The organism is Nocardia nova NBRC 15556, assembly GCF_001613005.1.
Classification (GTDB): domain Bacteria; phylum Actinomycetota; class Actinomycetes; order Mycobacteriales; family Mycobacteriaceae; genus Nocardia; species Nocardia nova.
This window is the reverse complement of the sequence record NZ_BDBN01000010.1, coordinates 26,121-45,569: the sequence shown is the minus strand read 5'-3', so window position 1 is coordinate 45,569 and position 19,449 is coordinate 26,121. Positions and strand designations below refer to the sequence as shown.

Genomic DNA, 19,449 nt, shown 5'->3' with positions numbered 1-19,449 from the left:
CCCGAGTTCAGAGCGTTCGCCGTCCCGACAGCGCGCGGCCCAAGGTCAGTTCGTCGGCGAATTCCAGGTCGCCGCCCATCGGCAGGCCGGAGGCGAGCCGGGTAACCGACAGGCCCGGGAAATCCCGCAGCATGCGCACCAGATAGGTGGCCGTCGCCTCGCCCTCGGTATTGGGATCGGTGGCGATGATCACCTCGGTGACATCGACACCGTCCTCCTGATTTCCGATGCGCGCCAACAGTTCTCGAATGCGTAGCTGGTCCGGGCCGACCCCCGAGAGCGGGTCCAGCGCACCGCCGAGCACGTGGTAGCGGCCGCGGAACTCGCGGGTGCGCTCGATGGCCTGGACGTCCTTGGGCTCCTCGACGACGCAGATCATGGTCCGGTCCCGGCGCGGGTCGGCGCAGATGCGGCACAGTTCGCCGTCGGAGACGGTGCCGCAGACCGCGCAGAACCGCACACCGTCGCGCACCTTCTGCAGTGCCGACTGCAGCCGGTCGATCTCCGGCGGCTCGACCGACAGCAGATGGAAGGCGATGCGCTGCGCGCTCTTGGGACCGACTCCGGGCAGTTTGCCCAGCTCGTCGATCAGATCCTGGACCGGACCCTCATACACGGATATGTCCTATCGGGCCGCTCAGAACGGCAGGCCGGGCATGGAACCGCCGCCCATGCCACCGGCGAGCGGGCCCAATTTCTCGGCGGCGAGCTGCTGCGCGTTGGCCATCGCGTTGTTGACCGCGCCGACGATCAGATCCTGCAGCGTCTCCACGTCCTCGGGGTCGACCACCTTCGGATCGATCTGCAGCGACTGCACCTCGCCGCTGGCCTTGATCGTCACCTTCACCAGACCGCCGCCGGCCTCACCCGCCACATCGGTCGCGGCGATTTCGGCCTGCGCGGCCATCACCGCCTGCTGCATCTGCTGCGCCTGTGCGAGCAGTGCCTGCATATCGAGCTGTCCACCAGGCTCCACGGTGATGTCCTCTCTGCGGGATGCGGATGTGCACCAGCGTAGTCACGTTCGGATCCAGCCCGGTACCGGCCCGGCCGGGCACCTTTACCATCGGAACCGGGCCGGGAGTCGGCACACGGGTCGGGCCAATCCGGTGGAGGCCGGTCATGTATCGGGACCAAGATCAACATATGTCTTCCGCACTCGCGCACACCACATCCGCACATCCGGCGCGCCGCGCCCGGCGGAGTTCGGCACTGACGACCGTCGTCGCGCTCGCCGTGCTGGGCGTCGGCTCCGCCGTCCTGGCGCCGGCCGCCTCGGCGGATACCGATTACGGTGGTGGCTGCGTTCTCTACACCGACAATCCGGCGGCGACGGTCGACGCGCTGCACAACCACTGTTCGGCCGAACAGCAGGATCAGATCTTCCGGGACGCGCCCCGTGGCGATGTGCCGACCGGGGTGACCAACGGCTGGGTGACCCGCCCGCCGGTGATGGAGGCGGTGGCGCCGCCGTTCTGGATCGGCAAGAACTTCTACACCGGACCCGACGGCGGAACCCTGACCAACCGGATCACCGGGGCCGGGGTCGAAGGTTTCCCCGCCGACGTCTATTCCGGGCCCGCGCGGTTGGACGGCCAACCGGCCTGGCTTCTGGACTACACCCCCTCGATCACGCCCCAGATCCTCGACGAGATTCGCCAGGTGACCCCCGGCGTCTGGTTCGGTTACTCCTGGTGGCGAGGGTTTTTCCAGACCACGCTGCTGCTGACCTTCGCCCTCACCGAGCAGTAGGGCTTGACTCTCCCGTTGCTGGAGGGTGTTCGCTTGTCCACATGGCCGCGACAGTCTCCATTGGCGAGTTCTCCCGCCTCACCTATCTCAGCGTGAAAACGCTGCGGTACTACCACGAGATCGAGTTGCTCGAGCCGGCATCGGTCGATCCCGGCTCGGGGTATCGGCGGTATTCGACCGCGCAGGTGGAACAGGCACACCTGATTCGGCGCCTGCGCGATCTGGATATGCCCATGCCGCAGATCCGCGCGGTCCTCGCGGCGCCGGATCGTGCCGCCCGCGATGCCGCGCTGGCCGCACATCTGGAGCGAATGGAAGCGGAGTTGCTGCGGACGCGTGATGTGGTGGCATCACTGCGGGCGCTGCTGTCCCCGGGTGCGCCGATCGACGTGCAGTACCGCCTGGTTCCGGAGTTCGCCGCGGTGACGATTCGCGCACTGGTGTCGCGGGAGGAGATCGGCGACTGGTGCGGGGCGGTCTTCCCCCGGCTGTTCGAACTGCTCGCCGGGGCGGGGGTGGCCCCGGCCGGCCCGAGCGGGGCGACGTACTCGGCGGACTTCTTCGAGAACGAGATCGGCGAGGTGGTGGCGTTCGCGCCGCTGGCGGCGGATCCGGGCGCCGCCTTCGACCAGTACCGCGAGGTCGCGGTGCGGCGATTTCCGCAGCGCCGCTTCGCGATTGCGGTGCACGCCGGAGCGTTCACCGACTTCGACCGCACCTACGGCGCGCTGGGTTCGCATGTGGCCGAACACGATACCGCGCTGGCGGAGCCGATCCGCGAAATCTACGTGGTCGGCCCGCAGGACTGCGCGGACCCGGCCGCGCAGCGCACCGAGGTCTGCTGGCCGATCGCACCGGAGTGATCGGGCAGACGCCGCACGCTCCCCCGCATATTCACGAATTACCCACGAAGAGAGGATATTTCATGTCGATCAGTCTGGCCGCCGTCACCTTCGACTGCCGTGACGCCGCCGCCTTGGCGAACTTCTACGCACAGTTGCTGGAGCGTCCGGTGGACGCCGACGCCAACGAATATTTCGCCTCGATCGGCCGCGGTGACGACCGCGGCCCGGGGCTGATGTTCATCCAGGTCCCCGACAAGACCCCGGGCAAGAACGTAGTCCACCTGGATCTGAGCGCACCGGACTGGCGCGCTCAGATCGAGCGGGCGGTCTCGCTGGGCGCGAAACACATCGGCGACTTCGACGAATACGGCGTGCAGTGGGTCACCCTCGCCGACCCCGAGGGCAACCTGTTCGACATCGCCCACCAGCACTGAGCCGCTGGGCCGCAGCGAAGCGGAGGCGGACTAGCTCAACTCGCGCTTCAGGTTTTCCAGAACCTCGGCCTGGATCTTCTTCAGGCCGAGCGGGGCGAAGATGCCCTCGAAGAAGCCGGCGACCCCGCCCGCACCCTTCCAGCTGGTGCGGACCGTCACCAGCGAACCCTCACCCGAGGGAGTGACGGTCCAGGTGGTGACCATCGTGGAATTCGAATCCCGTTCGGTCACCATCGAATCGGAGACCGAGACGACCGCGTGGACGTTGCGGGAGCGCTTCTGCGTCGCCTGCAGCGTCCATTCGGCGACGGTTCCGGCACCCTTTCCGCCTTCGAGCACCTTGTAGTCGTGGTAGTGCGAAGACAGGATGCGGGGCCGCACATCCTGATAGTCCGCGATCGCTTCCAGCGCACGCTGCGGTTCCGCAGCGACGACGGTCGAGCTGGATGCACTGACCTGTCCCACAATGAGCTCCTATGCGATCCGGGGTCGTTCGGGTTTATTCGGGCCGTTCTGCGGGGCTATGCTACGCCGCGTCCGGTGCAGTTCCGGACCGGCAGACGCGGTTTCGCTCTGCCCACAGCTACGCCCGGGGGGATGAGGTTGTCGAACGCCGCGATCGGCGCGCGCCGTGTCAAGAATGTGCTCAAGTGGATCGGCGTGATGGTCGTCGGCGTCGTCATGATCGTCGGCGCCGTCACGATGCTGAACAGCCACGGCAATGTCGACTGCGGGGGTGAAACCATGCGGTCGGGGGACCAGTGCGTCCAGGTCGACAAACACGGTCACCGCACCACCCGCTCGATGGACGAACAAGCATCGGACAACACCCGCACCGGCTGGCTGCTGCTCGGCTTCGGCGTGTTGATGATCGTCGGCGGTGGCGCGTTCCTGGCCGGAGAGCTGCGCCGCTCGGGCGGCTCGGGTGCGAAGACCGGTATGCAAGTGGTCCCGAATCCGGCCGCCGTCCCCGCCTATCCGGTGACGCATGCCGCCTCGCCCGGTGGAGGCGGCTATCCCGCGCCCGGTCACGCCGCCGGAACCGGCTACCCGCCACCGTCGCCGGGCTATCCGCCGCACCCCGGGCCGGCCCGCTACCCGGAATACCCTTCTGCCACACCGCATTTCGCACCGACCGGGCCGGCAGCGAGCTATCCGCCGGCGCCGCCCGGTTATCCGCCGGCCGCCCCGGACGGAGCCCGTCCCGCCTATCCGACGCGCTGAGTTCCTTCCGGCGCATCCCGCCCCGTCCGTCGCGTCGCGCTCTGCCCACTGCACCGAGCTCTATCCGCAGCATCGCATTCCCCGGCATCCCGCACTGCCCGGAACTCCCCGCAGCGCGATAGCGATCGGGCATCGCACGGTCCGCGACTATCGACGCTCGAATACGGCGCGGCGGACCATCGATCGCAGGTTTTCGGCCCCAGCCTTCGACCCGGAACCGGAACGCTCGTTCCGGGACCGGCGAGAAATTTCGATTGGTTCGTCACAAGCCCGCAGGCAGCGTACGGCGGTACGATTCCGCCCGGAAATATGTCCGCGAGCTGGGTGGATGACTCAGGAGTGGGAACCGGGCCCGTGATCGAACGCAATGCAACATATGCGTGAAGAATCGCGCCCATAGGTACCCTCGCGGTGGCCGGGGGAAACCGGGAGCGATAGCGTCAGGGGGTGGCAGTGAGTCTGTTGGGGAAGGCCGGCCGCGCGCCGGCCGCACGCGAATCAGGTTTTGCCGCGCACCGAGAAGGTGTCGAGCGTCTGCTCGCCAGCTATCGTGCGATTCCTTCGGATGCCAACGTGCGGTTGGCGAAAAAGACGTCGAACTTGTTTCGCGCCCGGGCGAAGAACCCCGCACCTGGACTGGATGTTTCGGGTCTGAACCGGGTGATCGCTGTCGACCCCCAGGCGAAGACCGCCGATGTGGCCGGCATGACCACCTATGAGGACCTGGTCGCCGCCACCCTGCCGTACGGCCTGGCGCCCTTGGTGGTTCCGCAGTTGAAGACGATCACGCTGGGTGGCGCGGTCACCGGTCTGGGAATCGAATCGACGTCCTTCCGCAATGGTCTGCCACACGAATCCGTACTCGAGATCGATGTGCTGACCGGTGCGGGCGAGATCATCACCGCCACCCCGGACGGCGAATACGCCGACCTTTTCCGCGGGTTCCCGAATTCCTATGGCACGCTGGGTTATTCGACGCGCCTGAAGATTGAGCTGGAATCGGTGCAGCCGTATGTGGCACTGCGCCACGTCCGTTTCCACGATCTGCGCGAACTCGAAGCCGTGATGGCGCAGATCGTCACCGACCGCAGCTACGACGGCGAGCGGGTCGACTATCTCGACGGCGCGGTATTCACCGCCGAGGAAAGCTATCTCGTCCTCGGCCGCCAGACCGACGAACCCGGCTCGGTCAGCGACTACACCGGGATGGATATCTACTACCAGTCCCTGCGGCACGACAGCGCCGAGCCCAAACGCGACCGGCTGACCATCCACGACTATCTGTGGCGCTGGGACACCGACTGGTTCTGGTGCTCACGGGCATTCGGCACCCAGAATCCGAAGATCCGCCGGTTCTGGCCGAAGCGGTATCGCCGTTCGAGCTTCTACTGGAAGCTGATCGCGCTCGACCACAAATACGACATCGGCGACAAGCTCCAGGCACGCAAGGGAAATCCGCCGCAGGAGCGCGTGGTGCAGGATATCGAGGTGCCGATCGAGCGCACCGCCGAATTCCTGCACTGGTTCCTGCGCGAAATTCCGATCGAACCGCTGTGGCTGTGCCCGCTCCGGCTGCGCGACAGTGCGGAAGTGCCGGGAAAACCCGAGGACCCGTCGCGTCCGTGGCCGCTGTATCCGCTGGAACCGGATCGCACCTACGTCAATGTCGGTTTCTGGTCGGCGGTGCCGAAGCAGCCCGGGCAGATCGAGGGTGCGGCCAATCGCGCGATCGAGGACGAGGTCGCCCGCCTGGACGGCCACAAGTCCCTCTACTCGGATTCCTACTACGCAGAAGACGATTTCGCGCGCCTCTACGGAGGCGATCACTACGCGAATCTGAAGAAACGATACGACCCCGATCATCGTTTGCTGGATTTGTATTCGAAGGCGGTGCAACGCAAGTGACGACATTCAAGGATTCCCAGCTGCCCCCGTTCTCGGAGCTGGGAACGAAACTCAGCATTGCCGAAATCTTCGAGACGCTCGTCGACGGCGGCGTCCCGATCCGGTTCTCCGCCTACGACGGCAGCAGCACCGGACCCGACGATTCGAAGTTCAGCCTCGAGATCACGACCCCGCGCGGTATCAACTACATCGCTACCGCACCGGGCGATCTCGGCATGGCGCGGGCCTACATCTCCGGCGATATGGCGGTCGACGGCGTCCACCCGGGTGACCCGTACGACATCCTGAAGGCGATGACCGACCTGAAGTTCCGGCGCCCGTCGGCGCTGGCACTCGTCACCATCGCGCGCTCGTTGGGCTGGGACGCCCTCAAGCCGATCGCGCCGCCGCCGCAGGAAACGCTGCCGCGCTGGCGGCGCATCGCGCTGGAAGGCCTGCGGCATTCGAAGAACCGCGACGCCGAGGTGATCCACCATCACTACGACGTGTCGAACCGGTTCTACGAGCTGGTCCTCGGCCCCTCGATGACCTACACCTGCGCCTGCTACGCCGACGAGAACCAGACTCTCGAAGAGGCCCAGGAGAACAAGTACCGCCTGGTGTTCGAGAAGCTGCGGTTGAAGGAGGGCGATCGACTCCTCGATATCGGCTGCGGCTGGGGTGGCATGGTCCGCTACGCGGCCCGGCGCGGAGTCAAGGTCATCGGCGCCACCCTGTCCAAGGAACAGGCCGAGTGGGCGCAGGCCAAGATCGCCGAGGAGGGTCTGCAGGAACTGGCCGAGGTCCGCCACAGCGATTACCGCGACATCAGCGAAACCGGTTTCGACGCGCTGTCGTCGATCGGTCTCACCGAGCACATCGGGGTGCAGAACTACCCGAGCTATTTCGGCTTCATCAAGAGCAAGCTGCGCGACGGCGGCCTGTTCCTGAACCACTGCATCACCCGCCCCGACAACACCCGCACGACGAAGGCCGGCGACTTCATCGACCGCTACGTCTTCCCGGACGGCGAGTTGATCGGTTCGGGCCGCATCATCACCGATATCCAGAACATCGGGCTCGAGGTGGTGCACGAGGAGAATCTGCGCCCGCACTACGCGCTGACCCTGCACGAATGGTGCAAGAACCTGGTCGCGAACTGGGACGAGTGCGTCGCGGAGGTCGGTGAGGGCACCGCCAAGGTGTGGGGCCTGTACATGGCGGGCTCCCAGCTGGGCTTCGAGCGCAACGTGGTGCAGCTGCACCAGGTGCTCGGGATGAAGCTCGGCGACAAGCAGACCTGGGACGTGCCGCTGCGCCCCTGGTGGAACGCCTGATTCGGCGCGAAATATGTTGCCGGCGGGCCGGATTCGTGGCGACGAATCCGGCCCGCCGGCGTTCTCAGCGCAGCAGTGCGTTCAGGAACGGCCGCGGAATATCGAACGATCCGGTGCCCTCCCCGGCGAGCAGCATGTCGTCACGCAGTGAATGCAGCAGATAGCTCAATTCCGGGCCGGCGTCGAGAAGTGGTCTGGTCCAGCCCAATCGGGCACAGCGGTCCAGCGCCGGCAGCAGTGAGGTGATCGCCTCACCGTTCCAGCCGGCGACCGACAGGCATTCGACCAGCAGTAGCGCGGCATCCAATTCCGCACGGGGACGGTTTTGTTCGACCATCCGGCCGTAGAGCGCGCGCGCCCGTTTCACCGCCGATTCGAGGCCCTCGGCCGCCACGTTCGCCCCGTCCAGACCGCGATAGTGCCGGGCCAGCAGCACGCGCACGGCCGCGACCTCCTCGGCCTCCGCGGTGAGGGCGACCGTACCGGCGGACTGGCGCAGCACCGGAGCGGGCGGCTCCGGCCCCGCGGGCGGCTCGACGAGGCCCAACCGCAGCCGTTCCGCCCGGATATGGGCGGCCATGCGCGGAAGTTTGCGTTCGGCCGCCATCCGCGCACCCTCGTCGAGCCGGGCTCGCGCGGTTTCGGTATCGCCGAGCACCGCTTTGACCCGCGCACCGACCACGAACGTGGTGATCATGAAATCCACCGCACCGATCCGCGCCGGCAACTGGTGGCTCTGCTCGAGCAGCCGATCCGCAGCCTCCAGATCACCGCGCCGATACCTCAGCTCCCCCAGCAGCGCCGCCGCCACCCGCACGGCATGCGAACGCGGCCCCGAGCGCTCCCGGCCGATCTGCCAGGCCTTCTCGAAACACCGTGTAGCGGTGTCGATATCGAGCTTCTCGTAGGCCACCGCGCCGGTATTGAGCAGACCCAGCACCACCCCGAGCGGATCCTTGGACCTGCTGTGATAGGGCGCGGCCCAGTCCTGGATGGCCAGCGCGCCGTCGAAATCGAAGTCGCACAGCCGCACGAACGACACCAGATTCGCGGCGGTGGACACCGTCCACGGCGGCAGCTCGTCGGGCTCCTCCAGACACGGCAGCACCTTCTCGAGCACACCGTCGGTGCGGTCGCGGGCCACCAGGTCGGCGGCCGACAGCACCGCGGCCTCACAGCGCTGCCGGGTGGCATCGGCATCGGAGGGCGAACTGCGGGCGAGCATATTCGACAGCCGTCCCAGCGCCGTGCGGGCCGCTCCGGACTGTTGCAGATTGATATTGGCGCGCGCCAGCGTCATCAGCAGCTTCGACCGCGAAGTCACCTGCTGCACAGGTAGTTTCGACACCGTGCCGAGCAGGGTCGCCAGGCGCGAGGTGTCGATCAGGTCCATGCCGCCGTTCTCGACCAGATCCACCGCCATCTTCAGATCGGTGGCGGCCAGGGCGTGATCGACCGACTTGCGCAGTTGCTGATGTTCGGCGTACCAGCGAGATGCCTTGCGGTGCAACGATTTCAATTTTCCGGGATGAACCCGGTCGAGCCGGGCACGCAACTGCTCGGCGAACAGCGGCTGGATCCGGAACCAGCCCGGGTCGTGTTCGACGCGGGTGACGAACAGCTCGCGCTGTTGCGCCTGTTCCAGCAGTTGCTCGGCATCGGGTTCACCGCTGAGGGCCGCGGCCAGCCCGCCGTTGAGCTTCTCCGCGACCGAGATCGACATCAGGAATTCGAGCATGCGCGGCTCGAGCCCCGCCAGCACGTTCTCGGCCAGATACTCCCGGATGGCGTGGTTTCCGCCGGATAGATGGGCGATCAGCTGCGCCGGATCCACGGGCGCGCCCGTGGTGGCTCCGCGCAGCGACAAGCTGACCAGCTGGATCGCCGCCGGCCACCCGTCGGTGGCGGCGTGGATCTGTTCGACCTGTTCGTCGGTGAGCGGAAACTTGTTGCGCTCCAGCAAGATCTGCCGGGTCTCGGTGAGAGTCAGCCGCAGTTCGTGGCTGCCGATCTCGACCAGCTCGTCGCATACCCGCATCCGGCTCAGCGGCAGACCGGACTGCTCGCGGGTGGTGATCACGAAGCGCAGATGGTGACATCCGTTCTCCAGCAACGCATCCATCACCCGATGCGCGCCCTCGTCGGAGACCCGATCCCAGTTCTCCACCACCACCACGACGACCTGCCCGCCGCTGTGGATCTCGTCGATCAGGGTGGAGATCGCATAAGGCACCGCCTCCGCGGGGCGCTCCTCGAGCACCTCCGCCAGCCCGGAACCGATATCCGGCGCCACTCGCCGGATGGCCTGGATCAGATGGGCCAGCAGCCACACCTCGTTGTCGTCGTCGTGATCGATCCCGATCCACGCCACCGCGATGCCGTCGGCGGTGAGTTCGGAGCGCCACTGGGCGGCGATCGTACTTTTCCCGAAGCCCGCCGGTCCGTGGATCACGGCGAGCCGGCGGCGGCCACCCGTGCGCAGGATATCGAGCAGCCGCGGCCGGGGAATCGGCTCGCGGGCCGGGGTCGGCGGACGGAATTTCGTTGCGGCCGTGGGCGGTAGCGTCGCGGGCGGGGCGAGGGCGGGCGCCCCCGGAGCGCGCAGCGCGGGCAGGCCCAGGACCGCGCGGCTGCGACGCGAGGTGATCGGGTGGGGCGGCGCCTCGGTGGCGGCGGTGCGGCCGTCGGTCGTTTCGCCGTCGAGCAGAGCCATCTCGTCGGCCGATTCGCCGTGCGCGATCTGCACCGCGCGCATCTCCTGCCCGAACTCCAGGGCGGAGGCCGGGCGATCGGCCGGATCCTGGGCCATGGCCTGTTCGATCACGCCCGCCACATCGGCTGGAATGTCCTGTTCGCGCAGATCCGGGACCGGCTGAGTGGTGATCCGCAGGAATTGGGCGACCACGCGCTCGCCGGAGCGGCGTTCGAAGGCGGCGTGCCCGGTCAGCAGCGCGAACAGGGTTGCGCCCAAACCGTACACATCCGACCTAACGGTCGGTTCCTCACCCTTGAGCACCTCGGGCGCGGTGAAGGCCGGTGATCCCGTGATCATGCTGGTCGAGGTCTGGAAACCACCCGGAATGCGCGCGATGCCGAAATCGGTGAGCTGTGGTTCGCCGTAGCGGCTCAGCAGCACGTTCGCCGGTTTCACATCCCGATGCAGGACGTGCACACGATGTGCGCTCTCGATCGCGCCCGCGAGTTTCACACCGACCCGCAGCGAATCCGACCAGCTCAGCGGGCCGTGATCGCGGATCAGCTGTTCCAGCGAGCCGTGCGCGGCGAACGGCATGACGATGAACGGCAGGCCGCTGGGCGTGACGTCGACCTGCAGGACGTCGACGATATTCGGATGGCCCGACAGCCGGCCCATGGCATGTTCCTCGCGCAGGAACCGCTCCCGGCTCTCCTCGTCGATCTCCGAGGACAGCACCTTGACCGCCACCACGCGATCCAGCGCCCGCTGCGCACAGCGATAGACCACCCCGAAACCGCCGCGCCCGATCTCCTGGGCATCGAACAACCCCATCGCCTCGAGTTCGTCGGCGATGCGAATCGGTTGGTAGCGCTGGGTATTCGCCCCCGCGGCTGCCTCCGAGTCCGCCGCGGGATCGTCGTCGCTGCGGACCTTGCCCGTCTGTGGATTCATCTGGCCACCTCGAACGTTCCGCCCTCATTCCAACGTAGCGCGGTCGGTGCGCATCCGGACACAGTTCCGCCCGCTTCGATTCGCGACCGTTTCCATCGGCAGCGGACACGCGGGTGAAGGCGACGAGACAGCACACGGCCCGGATCACGCGAAAACGTGATCCGGGCCGTCGCAGAGCATCTCGGCGTGGCGAGAACCTTACTTGCGCAGCGAGTCCGGCACCTGGAAGCGCTCACCGAACTTCGCGGCCAGCTCGTCGGCACGGGCGATGAAGCCCTCCGTGCCACCGGGGTAGCCGACGATGAACTGGTGCACACCACCGGTCCAGGCCGGGTAGCCGATACCGAAGATCGAGCCGATGTTCGCGTCGGCGGTGCTGGTCAGCACGCCCTCGTCGAAGCACTTCTGGGTCTCGATGGCCTCGATGAACAGCATGCGGTCCTTCAGATCCTGCAGCGTGACGCCCTCGGGCAGCTCACGCTTGGAGTTGAAGGCGTCGCGCAGGCCCTCCCACAGACCGGCGGTCTTGCCGTCGGCGTAGTTGTAGAAGCCCGCACCGTGCAGCTTGCCCTTGCGATCGAACTTGTCGATCATGGTCTCGACCACGCGGCCCGAGGCCAGCGAAGCGGCGGAGATCGCGATGCCGTCCTTCTCGGCGGCCTCCTTGGTCTCCTTGAAGATCTTCTGCATGGTCTCGAAGTTGAGCTCGTCGCTCAGCTTCAGCGGCGCGGCCGGGTAGCCCGCCTGCAGACCGGCCTGCTCGATGGTCTGCGGGTCGATGTTCTCCTCGAGCATCATGATGGCCTCGTTGATGAACGTGCCGATGACGCGAGAGGTGAAGAAGCCGCGGCTGTCGTTGACCACGATCGGGGTCTTGCGGATCGCGAGGGTGTAGTCGTACACCCGGGCCAGCGCCTCGTCGGAGGTCTTCTCGCCACGGATGATCTCCACCAGCGGCATCTTGTCGACCGGGGAGAAGAAGTGGATGCCGATGAAGTCCTCGGCCCGCTTCACACCGTTGGCCAGCAGGGTGATCGGCAGGGTGGAGGTGTTGGAGCCCAGCAGCGCGTCCGCGTCGACGACGTCCTCGATCTCCTGGAAGACCTTGGCCTTCAGGTCGGGGTTCTCGAACACGGCCTCGATCACGAAGTCCACACCGGCCAGATCCTGGGGATCGGCGGTCGGGTGGATGCGATCCAGCAGCGCCTTGGACTTCTCCTCGGTGGTCTTGCCACGCGAGAGCGCCTTCTCCTCGAGCTTCACCGAGTACTGCTTGCCGCGGTCGGCGTTCTCCTGGGAGACGTCCTTCAGCACGACCTCGTAGCCGGCCTTGGCCGAGACGTAGGCGATGCCCGCGCCCATCATGCCGGCGCCGAGCACGCCGATCTTCTTGATCTCACGCTTGGGCACGTCCTTCGGACGCGAACCGCCGTTGTTGATCGCCTGCAGGTCGAAGAAGAACGCCTGGATCATGTTCTTCGCGACCGGGCCGGTCAGCAGCGAGACGAAGTAGCGCGACTCGATCAGCGACGCGTTGTCGAAGTCGACCTGCGCGCCCTCGACCGCGGCGGCCATGATGGCCCGCGGCGCCGGCATGTTCTGGCCCTTGAGCTGCTTGCGCAGGTTGGCCGGGAAGGCCGGCAGGTTGGCGGCCAGCGCCGGGCTCGACGGCGAGCCGCCGGGGATCTTGAAGCCCTTGCGGTCCCACGGCTGGGTGGCGGCCTCGGCGTTGTCCTTGTTGGCCTTGATCCACGCCTTGGCGGCCGGGACGAGCTCCTCGACGCTGCCGACGACCTCGTTGATCAGGCCCTTTGCCTTGGCCTTCTGCGCGGTGAACTTGTTGCCCTGCAACAGCACGCTCATCAGGCCGTCGGCGATGCCGAGCATGCGGGTGATGCGGGTGACACCGCCACCGGCCGGGAGCAGGCCGAGCGAGACCTCGGGCAGACCGATCTGCACGCCCTTGACGTCGGCGGCGATGCGGTAGTGCGTGGCCAGCGCGATCTCCAGGCCACCGCCGAGCGCGGCGCCGTTGATGGCGGCCACGACCGGCTTGCCCAGGGTCTCGAGGCGACGCAGGTCGGCCTTGATGCTGGTGAGTTCTTCCATGATGTCCGGAGCGTTCTCCGGAGTGGTCTTCATCATGTTCTTGAGGTCACCGCCGGCGAAGAAGGTCTTCTTCGCGGAGGTGATGACGACACCGCTGATGTCGTCGACCTCGGCGACCAGGCGGTCCACCGTGGCGTGCATCGAGCTCTTGTAGAGCTCGTTCATCGTGTTGGCGCCCTGGTTCGGGTCGTCCATGGTCAGCACGACGATGCCGTCGGCGTCCTTTTCCCAGCCGATCATGTTCTCTGTCATAGTTTTTCGTTCTCCTGGAGAATGTGAAGGGTTGGGCGTCAGACGCGCTCGATGATGGTGGCCACACCCATGCCGCCGCCGATGCACAGGGTCACCAGGGCGTAGCGGGCGTTGCGGCGCTCCAGCTCGTCGACCATGGTGCCGGTGATCATCGCGCCGGTGGCGCCCAGCGGGTGGCCCATCGCGATGGCGCCGCCGTTGACGTTCAGCTTCTCGTCCGGGATCTTCAGATCCTTCTGGAACTTCAGCGCCACCGAGGCGAAGGCCTCGTTGATCTCGAACAGGTCGATGTCCTCGACCGACAGACCGGCCTTGGCCAGCGCCTTGTGCGCCGCCGGGGTCGGGCCGGTGAGCATGATGGTGGCGTCGGCGCCGCTGGTGGCGGTGGCGACGATGCGGGCGCGCGGGGTCAGACCCGAAGCGGCGCCGGCCTCCTCGGTGCCGACCAGCACCAGCGCGGCGCCGTCGACGATGCCCGAGCTGTTACCGCCGTGGTGCACGTGGTCGATCTGCTCGATGTAGTGGAACTTCTGCAGCGCGACGGCGTCGAAGCCACCCATTTCGCCGATGCCCGCGAAGGACGGCTTCAGCTTGGCGAGATCCTCGACGGTGGTGCCGGGACGCATGTGCTCGTCCTGGTCGAGCACGGTCAGGCCGTTGATGTCCTTGACCGGCACGACGGACTTGGCGAAGTAGCCGCCGGACCACGCCTGTGCGGCGAGCTCCTGCGAGCGCACGGCGAACTTGTCGACGTCCTCGCGGGTGAAGCCCTCGATGGTGGCGATCAGGTCGGCGCCGATGCCCTGGGGCGCGATGTAGAGGTCGTAGCTGGTGGCCGGGTCGGCGAACAGCGCACCGCCGTCGGAGCCCATCGGGACGCGCGACATCGACTCGACACCACCGGCGAGGACCAGGTCCTCGAAGCCGGAGCGCACCTTCTGCGCGGCCATGTTCACGGCCTCGAGGCCGGAGGCGCAGAAGCGGTTGATCTGCACACCGCCGACCGTGTCGGGCAGGCCCGCGGTCAGCACGGTGGTGCGGGCGATGTCGGCACCCTGGTCGCCGATCGGCGACACGACACCCAGGATGATGTCCGAGATGCGATCCTCGTCGAGGTTCGGGAAGCGGTTGCGCAGCTCCTGGACCAGACCGGTCGTCAGATCGATCGGCTTGACCGAGTGCAGCGAGCCCTTCTTGTTGCGGCCGCGCGGGGTGCGGATGGCCTCGAAAATGTAGGCCTCTGTGGTCATATCGGAGTGTTTCCTTCCTTAAAGGTGCCGACCGGCCATCCGACCGACCGTGTTCGATCCCGGCGAGCCCGCAGGCACACCACACCGGCGAACCGGGAGGTCACACACGGTTCCCTCCACAAGTCCGCCGAGCGCATAACGCTGTACAAACGCCGACATGCATCGACCTACGAGGCCCCGGGGCGCCCGTATGCCTGGGCATACCATAGAACCTCGTAGCACCGATGCTGACGACCACCCGTTCATAGTACAGCGGGATGCGAACTCCGGTTAACTTAACGTATTCCGGCAGGTGGCTGTCAACCACCCAGATGTGTGGCACCCAACTCAGTTCGCAGCAACTCCAAGGCCACCTCATCGGGGTCGCGGCGCTGTTCCGGGGGGACCGGTCGCGCCGATTCCGCGAGCATCTCCTGCTCTTCTTCCGGCGTCAACGCAGGTGGGACACCGTCGTAACCTACCGGCGAGTAGTCCGGCGGCCCGGGATCGTCCGGAAGGTCCGGCGCCTCGGGCGGCGGAATATCGTCGTCCGGCGCCGCTCGGTCGGCGGCACCGGCACTGCGCGGCGGGCGGAATTCCCGCCGCTGGCCCTGTCCCTGACTGTCGCGCCGATCGGCCGCGGCGCCCCTGGTGTCGGTCTGACCGCCGCGCGCATCGCCGTCCGCCGGCTGCGCCTGGTTCTGGCTGGGCCGGACGAATCGCGGAGGTTGCTGCTGCCCGGGGTTGCCCCCGCCCGCACCCCGGCCGGCCGGCGGTTCCGCGCCGCCGCGGGCAGAACGCTCCGAGGCCGCACCACCGGCACGCGCACCACCGGTGTCACCCGACCCGACTTCCCACCGCACGCCGTACTGCCGGCCGATCACCGCGTGCACCGCGGCCCGGACGGCGTCGATGTTCTGCGGGATCGACAGACGCTGCGCGAGCGGAGCATGCGGATGCGCGAACACGATCGTGTCGTCCTCGACGCGGACGGCCCCGACCGCACCCGAGAGCAGCGCCGGCAAGGCCGCACTCGACTCTCGCGCCTTGGCCCGGATATCGGCCCAGGCGGTCTCGATCTCCCGCAGAACGTCCCCACCCGTATCGGCGGGCGAGGCCACCGGTTCCGTGGTCGCATCATCTGCGGCGCGGTCCACCGCCGCGCCCGACGCATCCCGCGACCCGGGGCCGGCGGCCGCAGCGGGTTCGGCGACGGAAGCTCGGGCAGCACCGGCATCATCGCCGGAAGCGGGGGCGGACTCGGACTCGGCACCGCGGGAATCGGGACCCGCGCCGGCATCCGGACCGTTCGAACCCGCGGAACTCCTCGGCCGACCGGCGGGATCCGAGTCACTATCGGGCTCGAGGGACCTCACGGTGGGCGTGGCCGAGCCCGCGGGACCTCCTACCTCCGGTCCGTCCACGACCGAGCCGGAAGCCGCGGCGTCCTGCCCCTCGTGAGCGCCCTCATCGGATTCGGGCGACGCCGGGCTTCGGCGGGCAGTGGAGGTCGCGCTACCAGGTTCGGGATGCGACACGTCGAGCGATTCCGGCTGGGCGACGTGATCTGCAGCGGACGGCCGATCGACGGCGACCGATTCGGCTGCGGCAGCGCTCCGATCGGGAGCGGACTCCGCGGAACCCGTATGTCGCTCGGTATCGACAACCGACTGCGCGCCAGGGTGAGATCCGGCGTCCGGTCCCGACTCGACGCCCCGATCGGCACTGCCCGCAGTGGGGTCGGAAGCGGTTGTCGCCGTGGCCTTTTCGTCCCCATCCGTACCGGTCGACGCCTGACGACCGGTTTCACGGTCGGCCGATCCGGCTTCAGCGGACGCTGTGGAGCCGGGCGCGGAGACCTGCTCACCGGTCGCCGGAACATCGGCGGCACCGGGTGCGGACCGATCATCCGAGGACGGGCCACCGACCGGGGCCGCACCGTGCGAATCGGCCGAAAGTCCTTGGGGCCGTTGCTCTTGCGACTCCTGCTGGGATTGCGGCGGCGCCGATGATTGCGGGCCGGTCGGCGATTGCGCCCGCTGCGCCGGATGCGGCGCACTCTTCTTCCCCCGCATCGCGGCCAGCGCTTCGGCGCCACGGCGACGTGGCTCACCGGACGGCCGGCCCGCGCCACCGGAGGACTCCGGCGCGGCGGCGGGAGCAGCGGACGACTGTGGCGCCGCGGCGGGCCCGGCGGCCGGGACACCGCCGGATTCCATCCGCCGTTCCAGCCGTTCCAGTCGCTGCAACGCCGCCGATTCGGCCTCCGAGACCGAGGGCAGCAGCATGCGGGCGCACACCACCTCCAGTAGGAGCCGGGGCGCGGTGGCGCCGCGCATCTCGCCGAGGCCCTCGTGCAGCAGCTCCGCGTAGCGGGCGAGGGTAGCCGGGCCGATCCGGTCGGCCTGGTCCGCCATCCGGTCGATCACATCGCCGGGGCCGGTGACCAAATTGCGCTCGGCGGCATCGGGAACCGCGCGCAGCAGGATCAGGTCGCGGATGCGTTCGAGCAGGTCGGTGGCGAAGCGGCGGGGATCGTGACCGGCCTCCACCACTCGGTCGACGGTGGCGAACAGGGCCGCGCCGTCGTCGGCGGCCAGCGCGTCGACGGCCTCGTCGATCAGCGCGATATCGGTGACGCCGAGCAGCGCCAGCGCACGGGGATAGGTGACACCTTCGGGGCCGGCTCCGGCCAGCAACTGGTCGAGCACACTGAGGCTGTCGCGTGGCGAACCACCGCCGGCCCGAATCACCAGCGGGTACACCGATTCCTCGACCTGCACCTGTTCCTGCTCGCAGATCTTGCCGAGCAGCCCGCGCATGGTGGCCGGCGGCAGCAGCCGGAACGGGTAGTGATGGGTGCGCGAGCGAATGGTCGGCAGCACCTTGTCCGGCTCGGTGGTGGCGAAGATGAAGATCAGGTGGGCCGGTGGCTCCTCGACGATCTTCAGCAGCGCATTGAATCCGGCCGTGGTGACCATATGCGCCTCGTCCACGATGAAGACGCGGTAGCGCGATTCCGCGGGCGCGTAGAACGCACGATCGCGTAGCTCGCGGGTGTCGTCCACGCCGCCGTGGCTGGCGGCGTCGAGTTCGATCACGTCGAGATTGCCGGGCCCGCCCGGAGCCAGCGCGACGCACGACGGGCACACCCCGCACGGTCGCGAGGTCGGACCCTCGACGCAGTTCAGCGAGCGCGCCAGAATGCGCGCCGAGGACGTCTTGCCACAACCTCGCGGGCCGGAGAACAGGTAGGCATGACTGATCCGCCCGGTGTCGAGCGCGGTACTCAGCGGATCGGTGACGTGCTCCTGCCCCACTACCTCGGCGAAGGATGCCGGTCGATACTTCCGGTACAGAGCCACGGCCCGAGGGTACCGGCGGACACCGACAGGGAACCATTCGCGCACCCGGTATCCACCCCACCCGCCGAAGCGTTCGGCGGCATGAATAAACTATGATCTACATCACAAGCATTCTTTTCGTCCGATCTCACCGCGGACAACCGACCTGGTCAACAATCGGTTCGCGCCCGGAAATCGGAAACGGTGTGAATGTTCTGCCGATTTCGTCTGCGGGCCGTCGAGTAACGAAAGCTTTCGGACACGCGCCCCGTTTGCGCCCGAAATTATGGACGTAACGATTCCGTCACCCGGTTAGCGCCCGATCCGCTCTGCTGACTACCGTTGATTTCGGCAACTTCGGTAGCCAAACCTTCATCAGGTTGGTGTCCCCGGTCGGTCCCTCATCCCGACCGGGGCACAACAACATCCGGCCCGTTTCGGAGGTAATGACGGGTAATGACGACCGTGCCGTCGTGTGACGACATCGCCGCCGCCTGGCTCTCACATACCGATTTCGCCGGCGACCGGACCGCCACCGATCTGCTCAGCCGCGCCATCAGCCCCCGCGACTTCGCTCGCAACCGCGATTCCCTTCCGGTTTCCGCCGCGGCCGATCCGGTCACCGCGGGCGCCATTCTGGAATTGCTGGGCCGCGGCCAGGTTCCCACCATGCCGGCCATTCACACCCTGATCGCACAGAATCGGATACGCGCCGAGGCCGAACGCATCGAACGGCTGGGCCGGCGCGCGCAGCGCAGTATCGACGAATTCGGCCGCACGCTCGCCGAGCTGACCCAGAACTATTGGCACACCCACGCGACAGGCCCGACCCGCCGCGATATTCTCGCCGCCGAACCGGTGATGACGTTGATCCGCGAACGCGTCGGAGATATCGCCCCGAATGCGGTCAAACATTTGTGGCTCATCGAACGGGCGCAGCGCGCGGGGTGGATCGCCTTCGACGCCACGCCGCGTTCGCTGTGCGCGGCCCGGCGCTTCCACTCGGCGAAATACGGCAACCGCGTGTCGCTGCGCCCGGTCAACACCATCGGCACCCTCGTGGCCGAGTTCCTGGACACCTACCGCACCACCCACGGCCGCCCGCCGCGCTGGTCGGTTGTCGCGCACGAGCTGCGCGACGACCGCGGCCGGCGGGTGTTCAACGATACCGCCGACGCCCGCGCCCAGCAGCAGTGGCTCGTCACCGCGCAATGGGTCGCGCTCGAGGACGATCTGCCGGTCCCCGGGGACCGTGGCCGGCGCGCGCTGGCCCGGCGGGCTCGCAAGCGCGGGAATTGAATCCGAACGGAAGTACCAGACTCGCTCATCGGCCCGACACGAGGGGTTCGGTAGTTTCTTGCCACGCGAACGCGTGTGGAAAAGGAGTTGT

The 19,449-nt window shown here is 67.5% G+C and carries 14 protein-coding genes; 7 read left to right on the top strand and 7 right to left on the bottom strand.

Going from position 1 to position 19,449, the window contains the following annotated elements; all coding sequences use genetic code 11:
* Positions 1-7 precede the first annotated feature (7 nt).
* On the bottom strand, positions 8-616 hold the full coding sequence (recR, locus tag NN2_RS05545) for a recombination mediator RecR (protein WP_030516496.1): 609 nt from the start codon (positions 614-616) through the stop codon (positions 8-10).
* A 21-nt stretch (positions 617-637) separates the two neighbouring features.
* The gene (locus NN2_RS05540; protein ID WP_081879613.1) at positions 638-976 is read right to left on the bottom strand and encodes a YbaB/EbfC family nucleoid-associated protein; all 339 of its coding nucleotides are present in this window, start codon (positions 974-976) and stop codon (positions 638-640) included.
* A 170-nt stretch (positions 977-1,146) separates the two neighbouring features.
* On the opposite strand from NN2_RS05540, the gene NN2_RS05535 reads away from it, so the two are divergent.
* From NN2_RS05535 to NN2_RS05525, 3 genes are all read left to right on the top strand, one after another.
* Positions 1,147-1,752 carry a hypothetical protein gene (locus tag NN2_RS05535; RefSeq protein WP_063010997.1) on the top strand — a complete coding sequence of 202 codons (606 nt, stop codon included), beginning with the start codon at positions 1,147-1,149 and terminating at the stop codon, positions 1,750-1,752.
* Between the two features lie 41 nt (positions 1,753-1,793).
* The gene (locus tag NN2_RS05530) at positions 1,794-2,615 is read left to right on the top strand and encodes a MerR family transcriptional regulator (RefSeq protein WP_063010995.1); all 822 of its coding nucleotides are present in this window, start codon (positions 1,794-1,796) and stop codon (positions 2,613-2,615) included.
* Between the two features lie 62 nt (positions 2,616-2,677).
* A complete protein-coding gene (locus tag NN2_RS05525) occupies positions 2,678-3,031 on the top strand; it encodes a VOC family protein (RefSeq protein WP_030516500.1) in 354 nt (117 codons plus the stop codon).
* 30 nt (positions 3,032-3,061) lie between these two features.
* Here the strand turns inward: NN2_RS05525 and NN2_RS05520 are convergent, their stop codons facing one another.
* Positions 3,062-3,496: an SRPBCC family protein gene (locus tag NN2_RS05520; RefSeq protein WP_030516501.1), complete on the bottom strand. Its 435-nt coding sequence runs from the start codon at positions 3,494-3,496 to the stop codon at positions 3,062-3,064.
* Between the two features lie 132 nt (positions 3,497-3,628).
* On the opposite strand from NN2_RS05520, the gene NN2_RS05515 reads away from it, so the two are divergent.
* The 3 genes from NN2_RS05515 to NN2_RS05505 all read left to right on the top strand — a co-directional run bounded on the left by NN2_RS05515 (position 3,629) and on the right by NN2_RS05505 (position 7,476).
* Positions 3,629-4,255 (top strand): hypothetical protein, encoded by a 627-nt coding sequence (locus NN2_RS05515; protein WP_063010993.1) that lies wholly within the window; start codon positions 3,629-3,631, stop codon positions 4,253-4,255.
* A 453-nt stretch (positions 4,256-4,708) separates the two neighbouring features.
* The gene (locus NN2_RS05510; RefSeq protein ID WP_063010991.1) at positions 4,709-6,160 is read left to right on the top strand and encodes an FAD-binding oxidoreductase; all 1,452 of its coding nucleotides are present in this window, start codon (positions 4,709-4,711) and stop codon (positions 6,158-6,160) included.
* Positions 6,157-7,476, top strand: coding sequence for a class I SAM-dependent methyltransferase (locus NN2_RS05505; RefSeq protein ID WP_063010989.1), 1,320 nt, complete (start codon positions 6,157-6,159; stop codon positions 7,474-7,476). The genes NN2_RS05510 and NN2_RS05505 overlap by 4 nt, the downstream gene beginning before the upstream one ends.
* Positions 7,477-7,540: 64 nt before the next feature.
* On the opposite strand, the gene NN2_RS05500 is transcribed toward NN2_RS05505, so the two are convergent.
* The 4 genes from NN2_RS05500 to NN2_RS05485 form a co-directional block, all read right to left on the bottom strand.
* Complete coding sequence (locus NN2_RS05500) at positions 7,541-11,125, bottom strand: serine/threonine-protein kinase (protein ID WP_063010987.1); 3,585 nt, start codon at positions 11,123-11,125, stop codon at positions 7,541-7,543.
* Between the two features lie 198 nt (positions 11,126-11,323).
* Positions 11,324-13,486 (bottom strand): 3-hydroxyacyl-CoA dehydrogenase NAD-binding domain-containing protein, encoded by a 2,163-nt coding sequence (locus NN2_RS05495; RefSeq protein WP_063010985.1) that lies wholly within the window; start codon positions 13,484-13,486, stop codon positions 11,324-11,326.
* A gap of 38 nt (positions 13,487-13,524) precedes the next feature.
* On the bottom strand, positions 13,525-14,736 hold the full coding sequence (locus tag NN2_RS05490) for an acetyl-CoA C-acetyltransferase (RefSeq protein WP_063010983.1): 1,212 nt from the start codon (positions 14,734-14,736) through the stop codon (positions 13,525-13,527).
* Between the two features lie 299 nt (positions 14,737-15,035).
* Positions 15,036-18,080 (bottom strand): DNA polymerase III subunit gamma and tau, encoded by a 3,045-nt coding sequence (locus NN2_RS05485; RefSeq protein WP_082856754.1) that lies wholly within the window; start codon positions 18,078-18,080, stop codon positions 15,036-15,038.
* 435 nt (positions 18,081-18,515) lie between these two features.
* On the opposite strand from NN2_RS05485, the gene NN2_RS05480 reads away from it, so the two are divergent.
* Positions 18,516-19,358: a hypothetical protein gene (locus NN2_RS05480; protein WP_227462884.1), complete on the top strand. Its 843-nt coding sequence runs from the start codon at positions 18,516-18,518 to the stop codon at positions 19,356-19,358.
* Positions 19,359-19,449 lie beyond the last annotated feature (91 nt).

Excerpts from the sequence above, each read along its gene's own strand:
- NN2_RS05500 (WP_063010987.1), bottom strand. The coding sequence starts at position 11,125 with ATGAATCCACAGACGGGCAAGGTCCGCAGCGACGACGATCCCGCGGCG.
- NN2_RS05480 (WP_227462884.1), top strand. The coding sequence starts at position 18,516 with ATGACGACCGTGCCGTCGTGTGACGACATCGCCGCCGCCTGGCTCTCA.
- NN2_RS05495 (WP_063010985.1), bottom strand. The coding sequence starts at position 13,486 with ATGACAGAGAACATGATCGGCTGGGAAAAGGACGCCGACGGCATCGTC.
- NN2_RS05515 (WP_063010993.1), top strand. The coding sequence starts at position 3,629 with ATGAGGTTGTCGAACGCCGCGATCGGCGCGCGCCGTGTCAAGAATGTG.
- NN2_RS05530 (WP_063010995.1), top strand. The coding sequence starts at position 1,794 with ATGGCCGCGACAGTCTCCATTGGCGAGTTCTCCCGCCTCACCTATCTC.
- NN2_RS05490 (WP_063010983.1), bottom strand. The coding sequence starts at position 14,736 with ATGACCACAGAGGCCTACATTTTCGAGGCCATCCGCACCCCGCGCGGC.
- NN2_RS05525 (WP_030516500.1), top strand. The coding sequence starts at position 2,678 with ATGTCGATCAGTCTGGCCGCCGTCACCTTCGACTGCCGTGACGCCGCC.
- NN2_RS05535 (WP_063010997.1), top strand. The coding sequence starts at position 1,147 with ATGTCTTCCGCACTCGCGCACACCACATCCGCACATCCGGCGCGCCGC.